We start from the raw sequence: 18,752 nt of genomic DNA, 5'->3' as shown, positions 1-18,752 counted from the left end.
ATTTGAGGCTACTTACGAAAATCCGTGAGGATTTTCTATTTAGTTTTTATTTCCTGGATTAGTTACTTAACCAAGCAACAAACCATACTCAAACCGATAATCATAACCCCAAAATCACTCCTCAACCTCAAACGCTTTCATTTCCTGTAAAGGCTCTAAAGTCTCCTCGTTTTCCCAAATGGTTTTTTCAAATTTACTCAATAGGGTATAAGGTGCTATACTATCCTGTGTAATAGTAGCAAACTCGTTGTCGCTAAGCTTTGTATTCGCAGTAAATAGCAATTCTTGTTTGTTACGATTATCGCCTTCAATTTTAAAACTAAAACCCACTTTGTTTCTGGCGCGGCTATTTTCAATAAATTTTACATCGCGGTTGACATAAAAATAACTGCCTGAAGTGCGCTTGATATATTTTGGCTGGTATATATTATTGCTATTTTTTTCAAACAAGATCGTGCCTTCGCTAATATTGGATATGAATTTAACGCCTAATAGCCATTTTAAGTTCAGCTTTTGACCATGGCGGTTTTTATAATAAGTATAATCGATTTTGGTAATGGCATAAGTGCTATCGCTTACAAAAAGTTTTCCGGTGTATTTCGATTTTCCTTTTCGCGGTTCAAAACGAATCACATAGCTTAAGTCGCCATTGTTATAAGTGGTGCTAACAAACGAATAGTCGTAATTATCGGGGTTTAAAATGCGGTTTAAAAAGGAGTTTTTATAAAATTGCGCACGTCGTAATAAGGATCGTGTTTCATTATTTAAATGTGGTAAGTCGAACTCATTTTCACGGTCGTCTTTAAAATCTTCATCCTTTAAGGATAAGGAATCTTCAATTTTAAACAATCCTGTTTTTAGTTTATAGGTTTTTGTGGTGTCTAAATAGGTCAGTACGATGCTTTGCGCCTTATCTTGAATATCATCAATAGAAAAATCGTTTTTAAAGTCCATCAGTTTTGTGGCTTTGTGTACCACGAGTTTGCTACTGTCTTTATTTAAACTGTACAATGCGCCTTTAAAATCCGTAAAATGTTTCATATCACTGGCACGGATTTTTTTCGATAAGGCTTCTAAGTTGGCATTGGCAGATTCCAGATTTTTTTTCTTAACATGGGATGCTTTTTCAATTTCAAAGACCAGACTTTTAAAATCCACATAATCGGTCGTTCTATGAAATATGTTGTATTTGTTGAGGTTGGTATTATAATTATCTGTAATTCTCGCGTTAACCCTCGCAATAATAGCATCTGCATTGGGCTTTTTATTACTTATAAAAACTTCACTTAATTGATTGATGGCTTCCTCCAGTTCAATTAAATAATTAGAATTTTCAATCGCTTGGATGCTCACTATTTTGTTTTGATAACCCAGACAGGATATGGTAACGGATTTTAGATCATCTTCTAAATTAACAGTAAAATAGCCTTCTTCATTAGAAATAACACCACTAAAGGCTCCTGTTTTTATTGTGGCAAATGGAATAGGAGTGCCGTTACTTTTATCAACTAATTTCGCGGTAATCTGCTGTGGAAAAACAGTGAAATAACTCAAACAAAAAATTAAGACTATAAGCGGATGTTTCATTCTCGATGGTTTATATCAACTTAACGATTAAAGCTTGATAATGTTACAAAAAATAACAAAGGAAATAGTTACATTTGCAGTCGCAAAAACCAAGGTCTTGGTTCTTGTTTCTTTAATCTAATGATCTAAAAAAATGAAAGCAGGTATTGTAGGATTGCCAAACGTGGGGAAATCGACCTTATTCAATTGTTTATCAAATGCAAAAGCGCAAAGTGCCAACTTTCCGTTTTGCACAATTGAACCTAATATTGGTGTGGTAAACGTACCAGATCCGCGATTGGAAAAATTGGAAGAATTGGTGCAACCCGTGCGTGTACAACCAGCAACTGTAGAGATTGTAGATATTGCAGGATTAGTAAAAGGCGCCAGTAAGGGTGAAGGTTTAGGAAATCAGTTTTTAGCCAATATTAGAGAAACCGATGCCATTTTACATGTATTGCGTTGTTTTGATAATGACAATATTGTGCATGTGGATGGTAATGTCAACCCTATTAGAGATAAAGAAACCATCGATATGGAATTGCAGCTTAAAGACCTGGATACCGTAGAAAAGAAATTAGATAAAGTAAAGCGCGCTGCAAAAACGGGTAATAAAGAAGCCCAAAAAGAAGAAGCGGTGTTGTTAAAAATAAAAGCCGGATTAGAAGCTGGAATCTCTGTGAGAGCTTTAGAATTTAGCGAGGATGATTATGAAGATTTTGTTAAGCCATCGCAACTAATTACTGACAAACCCGTCATGTACGTTTGTAATGTAGATGAAGGTGCTGCTGTTTCAGGCAATGCGTATGTAGAGCAAGTTAAAGACGCTATAAAAGATGAAAATGCTGAGGTCCTGGTACTAGCCGTAGGGATAGAAGCAGATATTAATGAGTTAGATGATTACGAAGAGCGCCAGATGTTTTTACAAGACATAGGTTTAGATGAAGCGGGTTCTGCTAAATTAATTCGTTCGGCATACAAACTTTTAAATCAACAAACTTACTTCACTGCAGGCGTAAAAGAAGTGCGCGCATGGACGGTTGATATTGGGGCTACCGCGCCACAAGCGGCTGGAGTAATCCATACGGATTTTGAAAAAGGATTTATTCGCGCCGAAGTTATTGGCTATAATGATTATGTCGCTTTTGGCAGTGAAGCCAAAGTGAAAGAAGCTGGAAAAATGCGTGTAGAAGGAAAAAATTATATTGTTAAAGATGGCGATGTGATGCATTTCTTGTTTAACGTGTAATTTTGATGTTGAGACGTTAAATCGTTATTCGTTTAGTTGTTGAGTACATTTCTTGTTATTTTTGTTTATAAAAATATGGCAATATATTTAGTAACGTTATCTGAACATCGTATTCTTCAATGGATATGAAATCATTTTAAAACATCCTCTTATATATTCGCTTTATGCAACAAGCTACTAAAACGTTTATATACGGAATTGCTATCGGTATTCTGGGAATCGTACTTTTCTCTTCCAAAGCCGTAATGGTGAAATTAGCCTATAATTATGAAGTTGACGCCATTAGTATTTTACTGCTAAGAATGTTATTTTCATTTCCGTTCTATCTTATTATTGCCTATTTATATCGTAATCAAAATCTCAATATACGTGTGGGTCGTAAAGATTATGTATGGTTATTTTTCTTTGGTTTTGTAGGCTATTACTTAGCTAGTTATTTTGATTTTGTGGGGCTAACCTATATAAAAGCCAGTTTAGAGCGAATTATTTTATTTCTGTATCCTACAGTGGTATTACTTTTAAATAAGCTATTTTTAAAACAACCCATAACCAAAATTCAGGCTGGTGCTATTGTATTAACATATTTAGGTATTGTGATTGCTTTTTGGGATGAGGTAAGTATTTCAGGAAGCGACACCTATATTGGTGGTGTTTTCATATTGCTAAGTGCCATAGCATATGCCTCTTATTTAGTAGGGAGTGGTTGGTTAATTCCGAAATTTGGCGTGATTAAATTCACGGCGTATGCGATGTTGGTTTCTTGTATTTGCGTATTTGTTCATTATAGTATAATTAGTAAAGTTGACCTGTTTAGCTTTTCATGGGAAGTCTATGTTTTAGGGTTTTTAATTGCGGTTTTTGCTACGGTGATTCCGTCGTTTTTGGTATCCAAATCCATAAAAATGATTAGCTCTTCTAACTTTGCAATTGTTGCAGGTGTAGGACCTATTTCCACCATAATTTTAGCGGCGATTTTTTTAAATGAAATCTTAACATTATTGCAATTGTTTGGCGCTTTGGTAGTTGTAATTGGAATTGTGTTGGTGTCAACAAAAAAAAATAAAAAATTAGTGAATGCCGATTAACGAATAACAATTAACGAATGCAGAATACTGCGACTGAGACTGAAAACTGCGACTAATTCGAACGTCCTTGCGAGGAACGAAGCATTCTTTTCAATTGAATCATTACAGTTTATAAATAAATAGTCTTGCATCGTAATCTTAGATAATTATCAGCAGATTGCCACGTAGTACCTCCTCGCAATGACGCATCCAAATGTTATTGCGAGGCAAAAAGCAATATTTAGTATTCTACCTTTAGATATATTTTATATGAAATTCCGATAACGTGTAAAACAATGATTTTAGAAATAGTGAGCTGTAAAATGTACATTGGTAACTAAAATCAAGCAAAAATTAGGTTCTCAACAAAAACAATAGCAGGATTGTTAATTACTTTGTGAACGGGCTGTTTTTTAATTAGTAACCTTGTGTTATATTAGCGTTCTATCATTAAAATTTGCTCCATTTTATGGCTGAAGAAACCAAATATACCGAAGACAATATTCGTTCACTAGACTGGAAGGAGCATATCCGTATGCGACCAGGAATGTATATTGGAAAATTGGGTGATGGCTCTTCTCCAGACGATGGTATTTACATCCTTTTAAAAGAGGTGTTGGACAACTCCATTGACGAGTATGTTATGGGTGCAGGCAAAACCATAGAGATCTCTATTCAAGGCACCAAAGTAACCGTTCGCGATTACGGTCGCGGCATCCCACTAGGGAAAGTGGTCGATGTAGTTTCTAAAATGAATACCGGTGGAAAATACGATTCCAAAGCCTTTAAAAAATCGGTTGGACTAAATGGTGTGGGTACCAAAGCGGTAAATGCTTTATCCTCATTTTTTAGAGTAGAATCGACTCGTGATAATAAAAGCGCTTCCGCGGAATTTGAACAAGGAAACTTAATCAATAAAGAATTACTTGACGACACTTCCAGACGAAAAGGGACGAAGGTATCGTTTGTTCCCGATGAAATTATCTTTAAAAACTATAAGTATAGAAATGAGTATATCATTAAAATGCTTAAAAACTATGTATACTTAAACCCAGGACTAACGATTGTTTTTAATGGCGAGAAGTATTATAGCGAAAATGGACTAAAGGATTTACTCTCCGAAAATATAAATGAAACGGATAGGTTATATCCCATCATTCATTTAAAAGGTGAAGATATTGAAGTCGCGCTAACCCATAGTAGAACACAGTACAGTGAAGAATACCACTCCTTTGTCAATGGTCAAAACACGACGCAGGGTGGCACACACTTAAATGCTTTTCGCGAAGCTTTAGTAAAAACGATTCGTGAGTATTTTGGTAAAAATTACGATGCCTCGGATATTAGAAAATCGGTAGTATGTGCCATTGCCATCAAGGTGATGGAGCCTGTTTTTGAAAGTCAGACAAAAACCAAGTTGGGTTCTACAGATATGGGTGGCGATTTGCCAACGGTACGCACGTATATCAATGATTTCGTTAAAAAGTATTTTGATAATTATCTGCATAAGAATACAGATGCTGCCGAAAAAATCCAACGAAAAATCATGCAAGCAGAGCGTGAGCGGAAAGAGTTATCGGGCATTCGTAAACTAGCTAAGGATCGTGCTAAAAAAGCGAGTCTACACAATAAAAAATTACGTGATTGTCGTGTGCATTTTGGGGATACTAAAAACGAACGTAATTTAGAGACTACGCTTTTTATCACTGAGGGTGATTCTGCATCCGGAAGTATTACAAAATCGCGAGATGTAAACACGCAGGCCGTATTCAGTTTAAAAGGAAAGCCTCTGAATAGTTACGGTTTAAGTAAAAAGATTGTTTATGAAAACGAAGAATTCAATCTATTACAAGCCGCTTTAAATATTGAGGAGTCTTTAGAAGATTTACGCTATAACAATGTCGTTATTGCTACAGATGCCGATGTAGATGGGATGCATATTAGATTGTTGCTCATTACTTTTTTTCTGCAATTCTTCCCTGAGGTCATTAAAGAAGGCCATTTGTATATATTACAAACCCCATTATTTAGAGTAAGAAATAAAAAGGAAACTATATATTGCTATTCTGAAGAGGAGCGACGGAATGCTGTTGAGAAATTAAAACCTAAACCAGAAATCACACGGTTTAAGGGTTTGGGTGAAATTTCACCAGATGAGTTTAAGCATTTTATAGGTGATGATATCCGTTTAGATCCTATCATGTTAGATGATAATATGTCTATTGAAGATTTACTGTCTTTTTACATGGGCAAAAACACCCCATCCCGTCAAGAATTTATTATTGACAATTTGAAGGTGGAATTGGACATTATAGAATAGATTAATTAGTAAGAATAAGAGAAATAATTATATAAGACAACTATACAAAAAGTCAAATAAATTATATAGTAAAGAAAATAAATTAGGTAAGACCCTCAGAGTACCAGAAATAAGGTTTAGCAATTAATGATTGAAGAAGACAACGACGATTTAATAAACGACCAAGAAGAGCCCCAAGAAACCATCACCCGTATTACGGGCATGTATAAAGACTGGTTTTTAGACTATGCATCCTATGTTATTTTAGAGCGTGCTGTACCGGCCATTGAAGATGGTTTTAAACCGGTGCAACGCCGTATTATGCATTCCATGAAAGATTTGGATGATGGGCGCTACAATAAAGTAGCAAACATTGTTGGCCATACCATGCAATACCATCCCCATGGTGATGCCAGTATTGCAGATGCCATGGTGCAAATTGGTCAGAAAGATTTGTTAATAGATACTCAAGGAAACTGGGGCAATATTTTAACGGGTGATCGTGCTGCGGCATCTCGTTATATAGAAGCACGTATCTCCAAGTTCGGCTTAGACGTTGTATTCAATCCAAAAATTACAGAGTGGCAAGCCAGTTATGATGGTCGTCGAAAGGAACCCGTGAATCTTCCGGTCATGTTTCCGCTATTGTTAGCACAAGGTGGTGAAGGGATTGCTGTTGGTTTATCAACTAAAATATTACCACATAATTTTATTGAACTTATAGATGCGTCCATTAAGCATTTACAAGGGAAACGATTTACCATTCTACCGGATTTTCCAACAGCCGGAATTGCAGATTTTTCCAACTATAATGATGGCTTAAGAGGCGGAAGGGTTCGCGTACGGGCAAGAATTTCACAGCTCGATAAGAACACTTTGGTCATTACGGAAATTCCCTTTGGCACCACGACTTCAACGCTCATAGATTCCATTTTAAAAGCGAATGACAAGGGAAAGATAAAGGTTAAAAAGATTGAAGATAATACCGCGGCAGAGGTAGAAATATTAGTGCATTTACCGTCTGGTCTATCGCCCGATAAAACCATTGATGCCTTATATGCATTTACAAGTTGTGAATCATCCATTGCACCATTGGGTTGTGTTATTGAAGATAATAAGCCTTTATTTGTTGGTGTAACCGAAATGCTGCGCCGGAGTACAGATAACACCGTTCAGCTTTTAAAGCAGGAGTTGGAAATTAGACTGGGCGAGTTTGAAGAACAGTGGCATTTTGCATCCTTGGAACGCATTTTTATTGAAAACAGGATCTATCGCGATATTGAGGAAGAAGAAACTTGGGAAGGGGTTATTAATGCCATAGACAAAGGACTTCAGCCCTATATTAAACATTTAAAACGTGCGGTTACCGAGGACGATATTGTTCGGCTTACCGAAATACGAATCAAGCGTATTTCGAAATTCGATATTGATAAAGCACAGCAGAAAATAGATGCTTTAGAGGATCAGATTGCAGAGGTTAAACACCATTTAGAGCATCTTATTGATTATGCCATTGCTTATTTTACAAGACTTAAAAAAGAATATGGTGAAGGACGAAATCGTCAAACCGAAATTCGAATTTTTGATGATGTCGATGCCACCAAAGTGGTGATTAGAAATACGAAACTTTATGTAAATAGAACAGAGGGCTTTGTAGGAACGTCTTTAAAGCGTGATGAATACGTTTGCGATTGTAGTGATATTGATGATATCGTGGTCTTTACAAAAGAAGGTAAAATGATGGTGACCAAGGTAGATTCTAAAACCTTTATTGGAAAAGACATTATTCATGTAGCGGTCTTTAAAAAGAAAGATAAGCGGACCATTTACAATATGATCTATCGTGATGGAAAAGGCGGACCATCCTATATAAAACGTTTTGCAGTAACTAGTGTCACGCGTGATAGGGAATATGACCTTACCAATGGCAACAAAGGATCTGTAGTGCTTTATTTTTCAGCAAACCCTAATGGAGAAGCCGAGGTGGTTACTATTTTATTACGTCAAGCAGGAAGCATCAAAAAGTTAAAATGGGATATCGATTTTGCTGATATCTTAATAAAAGGGCGGGTTTCAAAAGGTAATTTAGTAACTAAATATTCTATTAAACGTATCGAGCTCAAGGAGAAAGGAGTATCTACGCTGAAGCCACGTAAAATCTGGTTTGATGATGCGGTACAACGATTAAATGTCGATGGTCGGGGCGAATTGGTCGGTGAGTTTAGAGGCGAGGATAAATTGCTGGTGATTACCCAAACTGGAACTGTCAAAACGGTGACGCCAGAGGTGACCATGCATTTTGATAATGATATGATTGTTATGGAAAAATGGATTCCTAAAAAACCGATATCAGCCATATATTTTAATGGGGAAAAGGAACTGTACTACGTGAAGCGCTTTTTAATTGAAAATGAAGGTCGGGAGGAATCCTTTATTTCTGAACACCCTAATTCACAATTAGAAATTGTTTCAACCGACTGGAAACCCATGGCAGAAATTGTTTTTGCCAAAGAGCGTGGTAAAGAACGTAAAGAGAATCTTGAAATTAATTTGGAAGAATTCATATCCATTAAAGGTATTAGCGCCTTAGGAAATCAACTCACTAAAGATAAAGTGAATCAAATAAATATACTAGAGCCGTTGCCTTACAGCGCACCAGAAGAGGTTCATGCGGACGAACTTGACGTGATAGATCCAGAAACTATTTCTGAAGAAATCAATACTGAGAAACCTAAGGATCTAGACGACGAAGGACAGATTACACTATTCTAATCTTTAGGGTTCTGGGTCTTTTTAGTAATTCTGTAATTCAAAAATTCCACAAATAGCGAAAATGCAATGGCAAAATAAAGATAGCCTTTAGGAATAGCACCAACTGTTTTTCCAAATAGGGACGTTTCAGAAAGATGGGCGGCTTCCGTAATCAACATAAAACCTATCAAGATTAAAAAGGCCAAACCTAGCATTTGAATACTGGGGTGTACATCAATAAATTTTCTAATAGGGTTGGCAAACCCAATCATAATAGCAATGGAAATCATTACGGCAATAATCATGAGTACTAAGGTGTAGTTATGGTTAGGATGTAAGCCGTTTGTCATCCCAACAGCCGTCAGTATAGAATCGATTGAAAATATAAAATCGATAATTATAATTTGTACAATAGCTTGAGATAGGGAGTTAATGCGTTTATTTTTAACAGTATCTCTATCATGAGTGGGTGTCTCAACCTTATCCCGTATTTCTGAAGTACTTTTATAAATTAGAAACATACCGCCTGCAAACAATATAAGGGCTTGCCAGCTTACGCTAACAGTTAGCCATGAGGTTTCTAAATGATAAAATGGTTGTTTTAGACCAACTAAGAACGATACAAAAAATAATAAAATAATCCTTTGAACCATGGCTAGTAACAACCCGATGTTGGTAGCTTTACTGCGTTGGTTTTTTGGCAATTTATTGGCGGCAATAGAGATGAACACAATATTATCAATACCTAAAATAATTTCTAAAAACGTCAAAGTTATTAGTGCCATTAAGGCATCTCCCGTAAGTAAAAAGTCTAACACAATACTATTTTTTAGAACCCATTAAAATTAATCATTTTCAGTTATAATCTTTTCAATTTCCGTGGTAATATTTTCAAGTGAAGTATCGTATGGAAACCAAAGGGTTTGTTTATTTCTTTTAAACCATGTGAGTTGTCGTTTTGCAAAGCGACGACTATTTTTCTTTATTTCTGAGATGGCAAAGTCGAAATCCCATGTTCCTTTTAAGTAATTAAAAAGTTCTTTGTAACCCACCGTATTTAAGGCATTTAATTGTTGCTGCTTTTGAAGTTGTTTCACTTCATCTAACAACCCCATGGCCATCATGATATCAACACGTTTATTAATCCGGTCGTAAATGGTAGGCCTTTCTGCATCAAGACCAATAGTGATGGTTTTAAAGTTTCGCGAAACCTTACCTTTATTTAGAAATGAGGAGTAGGGTTTGCCCGTTCCCAAACAAATTTCCAAAGCTCTAATAACGCGATGCGGGTTATCAATGGCTATATTTTGATAAGATTCATTGTCCAGTTTTTGTAATTTTTCCTGTAAATGGGTCAGTCCTTTTTCTTTGAGTTCAATATTTAATTCATTTCTAATTTCTGGGTTAACCTCGGGAAAATAATCCAGTCCTTTGGTTACTGCATCTACATATAACCCAGAACCCCCAACCAAAATAACAAGGTTATTATCTCTGTAAAGTTCATCTAATTTCAGTAAGGCATCCTTTTCAAATGCACCTACATTGTAATCGTCATGGATAGATTTATGATGAATAAAATGATGGGGAGCTGCACGTAATTCTTCATCGGTTGGTGCCGCAGTTCCGATTTGCATTTCTTTATAAAACTGTCTAGAATCTGCTGATATAATTTGAGTTTTAAAATGTTGTGCTAACTTTATACTAAGCGCTGTTTTCCCTATAGCAGTTGGCCCTATAACGGCGATGAGGTATTTAGTTTTAAAATCTATGGTATTTATTTTTGAAGTTAATACGGTATTGTGATTTGTAATGTGATGCGTTTTTTAAAACGACATTGCCTATGGATGTAAACCGTGACCGCATTGATGACAGTATTTAGCGCCATCTTTATGATTTTCAGCTAAGCAATAGGCACAAGATTGAGAGTTTAATGCGACTTTATTTTTTTTCCTTAGGATATTATTCTTATTTTGACTGGTATATTCGGCAGAAACAATCCCCGTTGGTACTGCAATAATGCCATAACCCAAAACCATAATAATAGTGGCTAGGAGTTGACCAGCAGGTGTAATGGGAGCAATGTCCCCAAAGCCCACTGTTGTTAGCGTTACAATACACCAATACACACTGGTAGGGATGCTTGTAAATCCACTTTCCTCTCCTTCGATTAAATACATGAGTGTCCCGAAAATAATGGCCAAAATAAGGACGGCAAAAAGGAACACCGATATTTTTGCACGACTTGCTTTTAGGGCGCTTACCAACATGTTTGATGCTCCTAAATACCGTACTAACTTTAATATTCTAAATACTCTTAATAACCGTAAAGCCCTTAAAGCTGCTAGGGCATGAATACCTCCAAATAATAAGGAGATGTATTTGGGGGTGGTTGATAGTAAATCTATAATACCATAAAAACTAGTGATATATTTTATAGGTCTTTTTACAGTGATAATTCTGGCAATGTATTCAAAGCTAAACAGAATGGTGATTACCCATTCTGAGATATTGAGAAATTCATGGTACTTGTCGTCAAAGCTATTGACGCTTTCCAACATGACCAGGATAATACTTAGAATAATGGCAATAAATAATATGACATCGAACAATTTACCAGCAGGGGTATCTGCTTCATAAATAATTTCATGAAGTCTGGTTCGCCACGGAATTTTTTTGGTTTCACTCATGATGTCAAAAATACTAAAAGTTAGTGTAGTGTATTAGCGATGATGCAATTCAATTGTTTTGAGGCGTTTATTTCGTCTTAAATAACTCTGGATAATATGTTGGGTATCCCTATTGTTTTTCATGGGTGTAATCAAAGACTCTAAAACCTCTATATTTATTATTTGATAATTGAGATTAAAAAAGCCTAAGCCTTTAAAAACACCATCTTCAATAAGAATAGCACTGCGCTCATCAATTTCCCTTCCTCTATCTACAATAACCATATTCTTGTTTGAATAACTATTTTTTGCAATTAGTGATTCTACGCGTTTATTGTAAGTTTCAAATGCTTCAGCCTCTATACAGGCACCTTCACATTGTTTAATTTCATAATTAAAACAGGTTGAATTTGTAGGATGCAACCCTGTTAATTTCTGACAGAGTTTATAATCCTCAACAGCCCGCATTAGGAAACTTTTAGCACTTTGCTTGTTGCTAAATGTGGTTATCGGTTTTTTTCTACCATCTGCCAAATCAATTTTTAAGTTGATGTAATTGTTTTCATCTTTAAAACTATAAAGTGCATGCGTAAATACGGTTCTTCGTAACGCCCTGTTAAATATAGGTTTAAGGCTCTTTATCTCTTCACTTTCCTTTAATAGCGCAACGAGTTCACTTCCTGTAGATTCATAGGTTACCGCTGTTACTTGAGATTGAATTTTTTTTGATTTCTGATTGGTATTGGTAAAATGTTGATTGATACGCTTCTTGATATTGCTACTTTTTCCAACATAAATGATTTTACCATCTGCTCTATGAATATAATACACACCAGTGGTGCTTGGGAGCCCGTCCATAATATCCAAATGTCTGGGTTCTAATTGATGCTTAGGGTTTAATCTAACAGATTGCTGTATAATGGATTTGTTAGTGTCTTTGTCTAAAAGCATTTTAAATAGCTTAACCGTAGCTAGAGCATCACCTGAAGCACGATGTCTATCGGTGACAGGAATTCCCAGCGAGCGCACCAATTTGCCTAAACTATAGGAAGTTTGATCTGGAATTAATTCTTTTGCTAACTCCACTGTGCATAAGGATTTTCGCTTGAATTCGAAACCAAGGCGTCTGAATTCAGTCCCTAGAATACGATAATCAAATTGAGCATTATGTGCCACAATAATACAGTCCTCGGTAATTTCTACAATCCGTTTAGCAACTTCATAAAATTTAGGAGCATGCCTTAGCATGCCGCTATTTATTCCTGTTAAATTAATCACAAAGGGCTGAATATCCCGTTCTGGATTGACAAGGCTAATGAATTGATCTACGATCTCATGGCCGTCAAACTTATAGATGGCTATCTCAGTAATGCCCTCTTCATTATACTTTCCTCCGGTTGTTTCTATGTCTAATATGGCGTACAAATAATTCAGTTAAAAGTTAAAAATTAAAAGTTAATTAAGTTTTGATTTCTTTGTTTTAATGGTTGATAGCCACTGGCGTTTTAATAATCTTGTACTAAAACTTCAGTCGGAATATGAAGTGTTGCATTTAATTTTCTAATCATATCCAAAGGAAGTTTACGCTTTTTATTCAAAATTTCACTTACTCTGCTTTTAAATCCGACAACCTCTGCCAAGTCCTTTTGTTTCATTCCCATCTGTTCCATTCGGAATTTAATAGCCTCAATTGGGGCAGGCATTCCCATAGGAAAGTTTTCGTTTTCGTATCGGTCAATTAAGATTGAAAGGATTTCAAGCTCATCTCCTTCTTCCATTCCTTTTTCCGCATCAAATATTAGCTCAAGTCGGTCAAGAGCATTTTGATAGTCTTTTTCGTTTCTAATAGGTGCTATGTCCATAATCAGATGTTATTTGCGTCAATTTTGTCATATTCTGCATGAGTTCCAATAAATCTTATCCAGCATATTTTATACTCAAAGTTAAATTTTACAATCAAGCGATAATTGTTTCCCTTAATATTATAAGCTATTCGGTTATCCTTTAAAATACTTGCACTGGGATATTCGTTTTTTAATTCGTTGATGTTGTTCCATTCGGATTTTATTAAATTGAATATCCAGTTTCGTTTGTTTCTTTCAAAGCAATACTCATTTTACTTATATAGTCTTTATTTGATTGAGCAAATTCGGCCTCCCTTATATTTGCTCCTATCGAAGTGCCGCTTTTAAAAAGTTGTCTTGATAGCGTGAATTCTTTCTTCTCAGATGAAATAACTTTATAGGTTTCTACTATCAAAATAGCGAACGCATAACTTTTATTTTTTAATATGGATTCTTGCATAGAGTTGTTAACTTTTCACTTTTAATTGTTAACTCCTATCCCCAAATATACTACTTCCTATCCTAACCATGTTACTACCGCAATCTATAGCCAACATATAATCACCGCTCATGCCCATGCTAATAGTTTCCAGTTTACAATTTGTAGTATCCAGTTTTTGTAGTTCTTCAAATGTAGATTTCAGTTCATTGAATTCTTTAGTTATTTGGTCCGTGTTATCAGTAAATGTAGCCATGCCCATAAGGCCTACTACTTTTATATTTGTTAATTCCGAATAGTTTTCGGATTGTAAGAGACGACTAGCGTCCTCCGGTGACATACCGAATTTTGAATCTTCTGAAGCAATTTTTATTTGAAGCAAACAATCTATCACTCTATTGTTTTTTATAGCTCCCTTATTAATTTCTTTAAGCAGTTTAAAATTATCAACCCCGTGAATTAGACTTACAAATGGCGCCATGTATTTCACCTTATTGCGTTGCACGTGCCCAATCATATGCCACTGAATATCTTTAGGCATATCCTCGTATTTATCTACCATTTCCTGTATTTTATTTTCACCAAAAACGCGCTGTCCAGCATTATAGGCTTCCATTAAATCACTAACAGGTTTTGTTTTTGAAACGGCAACTAGGGTGACGTGTTCTGGGAGTTTTGATTTTATGTTTTGAAGATTTTCTTTTATTGACATTATTTTATATTAAGGTATTTACATTAAGCTATTAGCCATTAAACAGCTTAACAAATAAACGCATCCACATTTTTTTAAAACTCATATATGGTGACGCCACTACGCAATTTGGGTTCAATAAAGGTGCTCTTTGGTGGCATAGTTAAATGATCATTAGCAATGGCTTTCATTTCTTCTATAGTCACCGGTAACAATCCAAAACCAACTGCGAAATCACCATTATCTACTTTACTTTTAATAGTCACTAAATTATTTTTTCCGTGCGAGTAACTTATTCTTGTGTCATTGCGCAAATCTGAAATTCCTAAAATGGGCTGTAAAATAGTCTTATAGAGTACTTGGGTGTCTAAAACATCTAAGGATGTTTCCATGGTATAATTATGTTTTCTTAAATATAGCGAATAAAATCCGCCATCTAAATACATGCTAAAATGATGTTTTTTGGTTGGGATATATAAATCGCTACCTCTGTTTTCAATACGATACATCATATCAAGCTGAATTAAAAAGGCTTCTTTGCTAAGTCCATTTAAATCTTTAATCAGTCTATTAAATTCATATATTTTCAAATCAGATTCTGGAATTAAATAGCTCATAAAAAAATTATAAGCCTCATGACCATTATGTTTTTTGTTTGCCAATTTTAAATCTTGCGATAATAAATAAGAAGAGGCTGATCTGTGATGACCATCTGCAATATAAATGGTTTCAATAGCTTCAAAAGCGTTCTTAATAGATGTTATAGCATGTTCATCATCAAGTTTCCATAAGTAATGGGTATCTCGATACGTGGTGGTAAATTCATACTCCGCTCTATCTTTTTGAATGGTCGAAATTAAGGATGCAATTACATCATTATCAGGATAGGTGAGTAGTACGGGTTCTGCATTAAACCCCACTGTTTTTAAATAGTCCTTAAAAATATTTTCACGATACTCAATCGTGTCTTCATGCTTTTTAATGATGTCTTTTTCGTAATCTTCGGCACTTACCGCTGCAATAATTCCAGAAAAGCTGTGCCCTTCACGATTTACTATTTTATAGATATAATAACAGTCTGAAGCGTCTTGAACAAAGGTTTTATCTTCCTTAAATTCCAAATACCGATTTCTAACCAAGGTGTAACGTGCTTCACCGGTAATATCTTTATGGTATTTGTAACCAGGGTTTATAATATGAAGAAACGAAAACGGATTGTAGTCTAATCGCGATTCTAACTCATCTTGCGTGTAACTTTGATACGACCTCGAAGCAACCAAGCTTACCTTATCTCGCGTTGGTCGTACTGCTTTAAACGGAATTACTTTTGCCATGAAAATTTGTTTTCAGTCGCAGTATTCAGTCTCAGGAGTGAGTTACTGCATACTGGGACTGGGACTGTCTACTTTATAAATTGTTGAGCGACGTTTTCCGCCTTTCTACTTTCGGAATAATCATAAAAGCCTTCACCAGATTTTACACCTAATTTTCCAGCCATGACCATATTTACCAACAAGGGACAAGGGGCATATTTTGGATTTTTAAATCCGTCGTACATCACATTTAAAATAGATAAACACACATCAAGACCAATAAAATCGGCTAATTGTAGCGGACCCATAGGGTGTGCCATGCCTAATTTCATCACGGTATCAATCTCTTGCACACCAGCAACGCCATTATATAAGGTTTCAATAGATTCATTAAGCATAGGCATTAAAATGCGGTTTGCTACAAAACCTGGGTAATCATTAACCTCGACTGGATCCTTTCCCAATTCTTTTGATAAATCCATAATCCGTTTTGTGACATCATCACTGGTATTGTAACCACGAATGATTTCAACCAGTTTCATAATGGGTACAGGATTCATAAAATGCATGCCAATAACCATGTCTGGGCGTGATGTTACGGCAGCAATTTGTGTGATAGAAATGGAAGAGGTATTGGTAGCCAAAATAGTATCTTCACGACAAACCTTGTCGAGTTGCTTAAAGATGTTCAGTTTTAAATCTATGCGCTCTGTAGCCGCTTCAACGACCAAACTAGCATATTCAACACCTTCTTTAATATTTGTAAACGTGGTGATATGTTGTAAAGTGTCGGCTTTATCAGCTTCAGTTATTTTTTCTTTAGAAACCATTCTATCTAAGTTTCTAGAAATGGCATCCATTCCTTTTTTTAAAGCATCTTCACTAACGTCTATAAGTTGAACATTAAATCCGCTTTGTGCAAAAGTATGGGCGATCCCGTTTCCCATAGTACCTGCACCTATTACTGCAACGTTTTTCATTTATAATATATTTTTGTAATTGTATGTTTGTTCTATATGAAGGTAAATTATAGTCGTGGTTACGCAGAGGCTATAGAAGAAGACATCACTTCGTAATAGGCTTTCTTCATCATTACTTTATTTAAAACAACCAATAATTTGATTTGCAATCCGTAAGGCCTCAGTGCCATCATGAAGTGTCACTATTGGGGTTGTATTATTGTTAATGGCATCTGCAAACGTTTCCAGTTCGTCTAAAATAGAATTATTGGATTCTATCTGAGGATTGTCAAAATAAATTTGCTTTTTAATGCCTTCTGCATTTTGTAAAATCATGTCGAAATCTCCAGGATTTTTTGGAGCGTCTTTCATTTTTACAACTTCACATTTTTTTTCTAAAAAGTCTACAGAGATATAAGCATCTTTTTGAAAGAAACGTGCCTTTCGCATTTTTTTAAGTGAGATACGGCTCGCTGTTAAATTTGCTACACAGCCATTCTCAAACTCAATACGTGCATTGGCGATATCTGGCGTGTCACTAATGACTGAAACCCCACTTGCCGAAATATTTTTAACTGGAGATTTAACGAGACTTAAAATGATATCAATGTCATGAATCATCAAATCTAAAACCACAGGAACATCTGTGCCACGGGGATTAAATTCTGCTAAGCGATGTGATTCAATAAACATGGGCGAATTAATCTCTTCTTTAACCGCAATAAATGCTGGATTAAATCGCTCTACATGGCCAACTTGCCCTTTCACATTGTTAGAAGCAACCAATGCTCTAATTTCTTCAGCTTCTTCAACAGTATTGGTAATTGGCTTTTCTATAAATATATGTTTCCCTTTACTAATGGCTTGTTTGGCACAATCATAATGCGATAGGGTTGGTGTTACAATATCCACCACATCTACGGCATCAATAAGCGCGTCAATAGTATTAAAATATTTGTATCCAAATTCTGCATCTACCTTTTTTGCATTTTCCTGATCAGCATCATAGAAACCAACTAATTCATATTTTTCAGACTGTTGAAGCAATCTTAAATGGATCTTTCCAAGGTGGCCTGCACCAAGTACACCAACTTTAAGCATAAATTTTACGTTTTCAACAAAAATAAGATAATTAAGACATGAAATTGATAATTTTATATGAATTTTTAATCACTGATTTTACGAAATAATTTATGCCTTATTTGCTTTCTGCTTAAAAATGTTTGACTAATTTTAGCCTAATAAACTACGGGAACATTGAAGGATACATTTAAGCATAAAGGATTACGGCAACAACTTGTTAACATTTTAATTAATAAGGGTATAACTAATAAAAAGGTTTTAAAAGCCATTGGTGAGGTGCCACGTCATTTATTTATGGATTCCGGGTTTATAGACCATGCCTACCAAGATAAGGCTTTTCCTATTGGTGCAGACCAAACCATTTCCCAACCCTATACGGTAGCTTTTCAAACGGAACTTCTCGAAATAAAGCCAGGGGATAAAATTTTGGAAATTGGTACAGGTAGTGGCTATCAAACGGCAGTGTTGTGCTTGTTGGGGGCAAAGGTATATAGTATTGAAAGGCAACAAGAATTGTTTAAAAAAACAAGCAAGTTTTTACCCAAGCTAGGGTATCGCGCAAAAAAACTGGTTTTTGGCGATGGCTATAAGGGTTTGCCAGATGAAGCACCTTTTGATGGGATTATCGTTACGGCAGGGGCTCCTTTTGTACCGAAGCCATTATTGAGCCAGTTAAAAACAGGGGGTAGGTTGGTTATTCCTGTGGGTGATGATGTGCAGACCATGACCATGTTTGTTAGAAAAGGTCCTAAAGATTTTGAACAGGAGGAATTTGGCGAGTTCCGCTTTGTTCCTTTATTGGAGGATAAAAATTGAAACCTTTCTTGC

Annotated in this window: 17 protein-coding genes; 5 read left to right on the top strand and 12 right to left on the bottom strand. The window is 35.6% G+C overall.

The features are described 5' to 3' along the window. Positions 1–114: 114 nt before the first annotated feature. Positions 115–1,554 carry a carboxypeptidase-like regulatory domain-containing protein gene (locus tag FAF07_RS18025; RefSeq protein ID WP_185956477.1) on the bottom strand — a complete coding sequence of 480 codons (1,440 nt, stop codon included), beginning with the start codon at positions 1,552–1,554 and terminating at the stop codon, positions 115–117. 166 nt (positions 1,555–1,720) lie between these two features. Between FAF07_RS18025 and ychF the strand changes: the two genes are divergently transcribed. The 4 genes from ychF to FAF07_RS18005 all read left to right on the top strand — a co-directional run bounded on the left by ychF (position 1,721) and on the right by FAF07_RS18005 (position 8,950). Beyond that, entirely contained in the window at positions 1,721–2,815 is a 1,095-nt protein-coding gene (ychF, locus tag FAF07_RS18020) for a redox-regulated ATPase YchF (RefSeq protein ID WP_142786424.1), read from the top strand. Positions 2,816–2,979: 164 nt separating this feature from the next. Next, positions 2,980–3,900, top strand: coding sequence for a DMT family transporter (locus tag FAF07_RS18015; RefSeq protein ID WP_142786423.1), 921 nt, complete (start codon positions 2,980–2,982; stop codon positions 3,898–3,900). Positions 3,901–4,348: 448 nt separating this feature from the next. After that, the gene (locus tag FAF07_RS18010) at positions 4,349–6,199 is read left to right on the top strand and encodes a DNA topoisomerase IV subunit B (protein ID WP_142786422.1); all 1,851 of its coding nucleotides are present in this window, start codon (positions 4,349–4,351) and stop codon (positions 6,197–6,199) included. 126 nt (positions 6,200–6,325) lie between these two features. Continuing rightward, entirely contained in the window at positions 6,326–8,950 is a 2,625-nt protein-coding gene (locus tag FAF07_RS18005; protein WP_142786421.1) for a DNA gyrase/topoisomerase IV subunit A, read from the top strand. On the opposite strand, the gene FAF07_RS18000 is transcribed toward FAF07_RS18005, so the two are convergent. The 11 genes from FAF07_RS18000 to FAF07_RS17950 form a co-directional block, all read right to left on the bottom strand. Then, a complete protein-coding gene (locus FAF07_RS18000; protein ID WP_142786420.1) occupies positions 8,947–9,747 on the bottom strand; it encodes a TerC family protein in 801 nt (266 codons plus the stop codon). The genes FAF07_RS18005 and FAF07_RS18000 overlap by 4 nt on opposite strands. A gap of 27 nt (positions 9,748–9,774) precedes the next feature. After that, positions 9,775–10,698 (bottom strand): tRNA (adenosine(37)-N6)-dimethylallyltransferase MiaA, encoded by a 924-nt coding sequence (gene miaA, locus FAF07_RS17995; RefSeq protein ID WP_394344981.1) that lies wholly within the window; start codon positions 10,696–10,698, stop codon positions 9,775–9,777. A 69-nt stretch (positions 10,699–10,767) separates the two neighbouring features. Beyond that, positions 10,768–11,616: an ion transporter gene (locus tag FAF07_RS17990; protein WP_142786418.1), complete on the bottom strand. Its 849-nt coding sequence runs from the start codon at positions 11,614–11,616 to the stop codon at positions 10,768–10,770. Between the two features lie 33 nt (positions 11,617–11,649). Then, complete coding sequence (locus FAF07_RS17985) at positions 11,650–13,020, bottom strand: exonuclease domain-containing protein (protein ID WP_142786417.1); 1,371 nt, start codon at positions 13,018–13,020, stop codon at positions 11,650–11,652. Between the two features lie 80 nt (positions 13,021–13,100). Next, positions 13,101–13,457, bottom strand: coding sequence for a helix-turn-helix domain-containing protein (locus tag FAF07_RS17980; RefSeq protein WP_142786416.1), 357 nt, complete (start codon positions 13,455–13,457; stop codon positions 13,101–13,103). Between the two features lie 2 nt (positions 13,458–13,459). Next, the gene (locus FAF07_RS17975) at positions 13,460–13,675 is read right to left on the bottom strand and encodes a type II toxin-antitoxin system HigB family toxin (RefSeq protein ID WP_394344980.1); all 216 of its coding nucleotides are present in this window, start codon (positions 13,673–13,675) and stop codon (positions 13,460–13,462) included. Beyond that, entirely contained in the window at positions 13,663–13,899 is a 237-nt protein-coding gene (locus FAF07_RS17970; protein WP_142786415.1) for a four helix bundle protein, read from the bottom strand. The genes FAF07_RS17975 and FAF07_RS17970 overlap by 13 nt, the downstream gene beginning before the upstream one ends. Positions 13,900–13,927: 28 nt before the next feature. Then, entirely contained in the window at positions 13,928–14,590 is a 663-nt protein-coding gene (locus FAF07_RS17965) for a YggS family pyridoxal phosphate-dependent enzyme (protein ID WP_142786414.1), read from the bottom strand. Between the two features lie 74 nt (positions 14,591–14,664). Next, positions 14,665–15,903 carry a DUF1015 domain-containing protein gene (locus tag FAF07_RS17960; RefSeq protein ID WP_142786413.1) on the bottom strand — a complete coding sequence of 413 codons (1,239 nt, stop codon included), beginning with the start codon at positions 15,901–15,903 and terminating at the stop codon, positions 14,665–14,667. 68 nt (positions 15,904–15,971) lie between these two features. Further along, on the bottom strand, positions 15,972–16,862 hold the full coding sequence (locus FAF07_RS17955) for a 3-hydroxyacyl-CoA dehydrogenase family protein (protein WP_142786412.1): 891 nt from the start codon (positions 16,860–16,862) through the stop codon (positions 15,972–15,974). A 117-nt stretch (positions 16,863–16,979) separates the two neighbouring features. After that, positions 16,980–17,942 carry a Gfo/Idh/MocA family protein gene (locus FAF07_RS17950; protein WP_142786411.1) on the bottom strand — a complete coding sequence of 321 codons (963 nt, stop codon included), beginning with the start codon at positions 17,940–17,942 and terminating at the stop codon, positions 16,980–16,982. 156 nt (positions 17,943–18,098) lie between these two features. Between FAF07_RS17950 and FAF07_RS17945 the strand changes: the two genes are divergently transcribed. Beyond that, a complete protein-coding gene (locus FAF07_RS17945) occupies positions 18,099–18,740 on the top strand; it encodes a protein-L-isoaspartate(D-aspartate) O-methyltransferase (protein WP_142786410.1) in 642 nt (213 codons plus the stop codon). The last annotated feature ends 12 nt before the right edge of the window (positions 18,741–18,752 follow it).

Source organism: Changchengzhania lutea, from assembly GCF_006974145.1.
Lineage (GTDB): Bacteria > Bacteroidota > Bacteroidia > Flavobacteriales > Flavobacteriaceae > Changchengzhania > Changchengzhania lutea.
This window is presented reverse-complemented; position numbering and strand designations above follow the sequence as displayed.

Bases quoted from the DNA above. Each gene is read 5' to 3' on its own strand.
- ychF (WP_142786424.1), top strand. From the start codon at position 1,721: ATGAAAGCAGGTATTGTAGGATTGCCAAACGTGGGGAAATCGACCTTA.
- FAF07_RS18015 (WP_142786423.1), top strand. From the start codon at position 2,980: ATGCAACAAGCTACTAAAACGTTTATATACGGAATTGCTATCGGTATT.
- FAF07_RS18010 (WP_142786422.1), top strand. From the start codon at position 4,349: ATGGCTGAAGAAACCAAATATACCGAAGACAATATTCGTTCACTAGAC.
- FAF07_RS18005 (WP_142786421.1), top strand. From the start codon at position 6,326: ATGATTGAAGAAGACAACGACGATTTAATAAACGACCAAGAAGAGCCC.
- FAF07_RS17990 (WP_142786418.1), bottom strand. From the start codon at position 11,616: ATGAGTGAAACCAAAAAAATTCCGTGGCGAACCAGACTTCATGAAATT.
- FAF07_RS17980 (WP_142786416.1), bottom strand. From the start codon at position 13,457: ATGGACATAGCACCTATTAGAAACGAAAAAGACTATCAAAATGCTCTT.
- FAF07_RS17970 (WP_142786415.1), bottom strand. From the start codon at position 13,899: ATGCAAGAATCCATATTAAAAAATAAAAGTTATGCGTTCGCTATTTTG.
- FAF07_RS17965 (WP_142786414.1), bottom strand. From the start codon at position 14,590: ATGTCAATAAAAGAAAATCTTCAAAACATAAAATCAAAACTCCCAGAA.
- FAF07_RS17960 (WP_142786413.1), bottom strand. From the start codon at position 15,903: ATGGCAAAAGTAATTCCGTTTAAAGCAGTACGACCAACGCGAGATAAG.
- FAF07_RS17955 (WP_142786412.1), bottom strand. From the start codon at position 16,862: ATGAAAAACGTTGCAGTAATAGGTGCAGGTACTATGGGAAACGGGATC.
- FAF07_RS17950 (WP_142786411.1), bottom strand. From the start codon at position 17,942: ATGCTTAAAGTTGGTGTACTTGGTGCAGGCCACCTTGGAAAGATCCAT.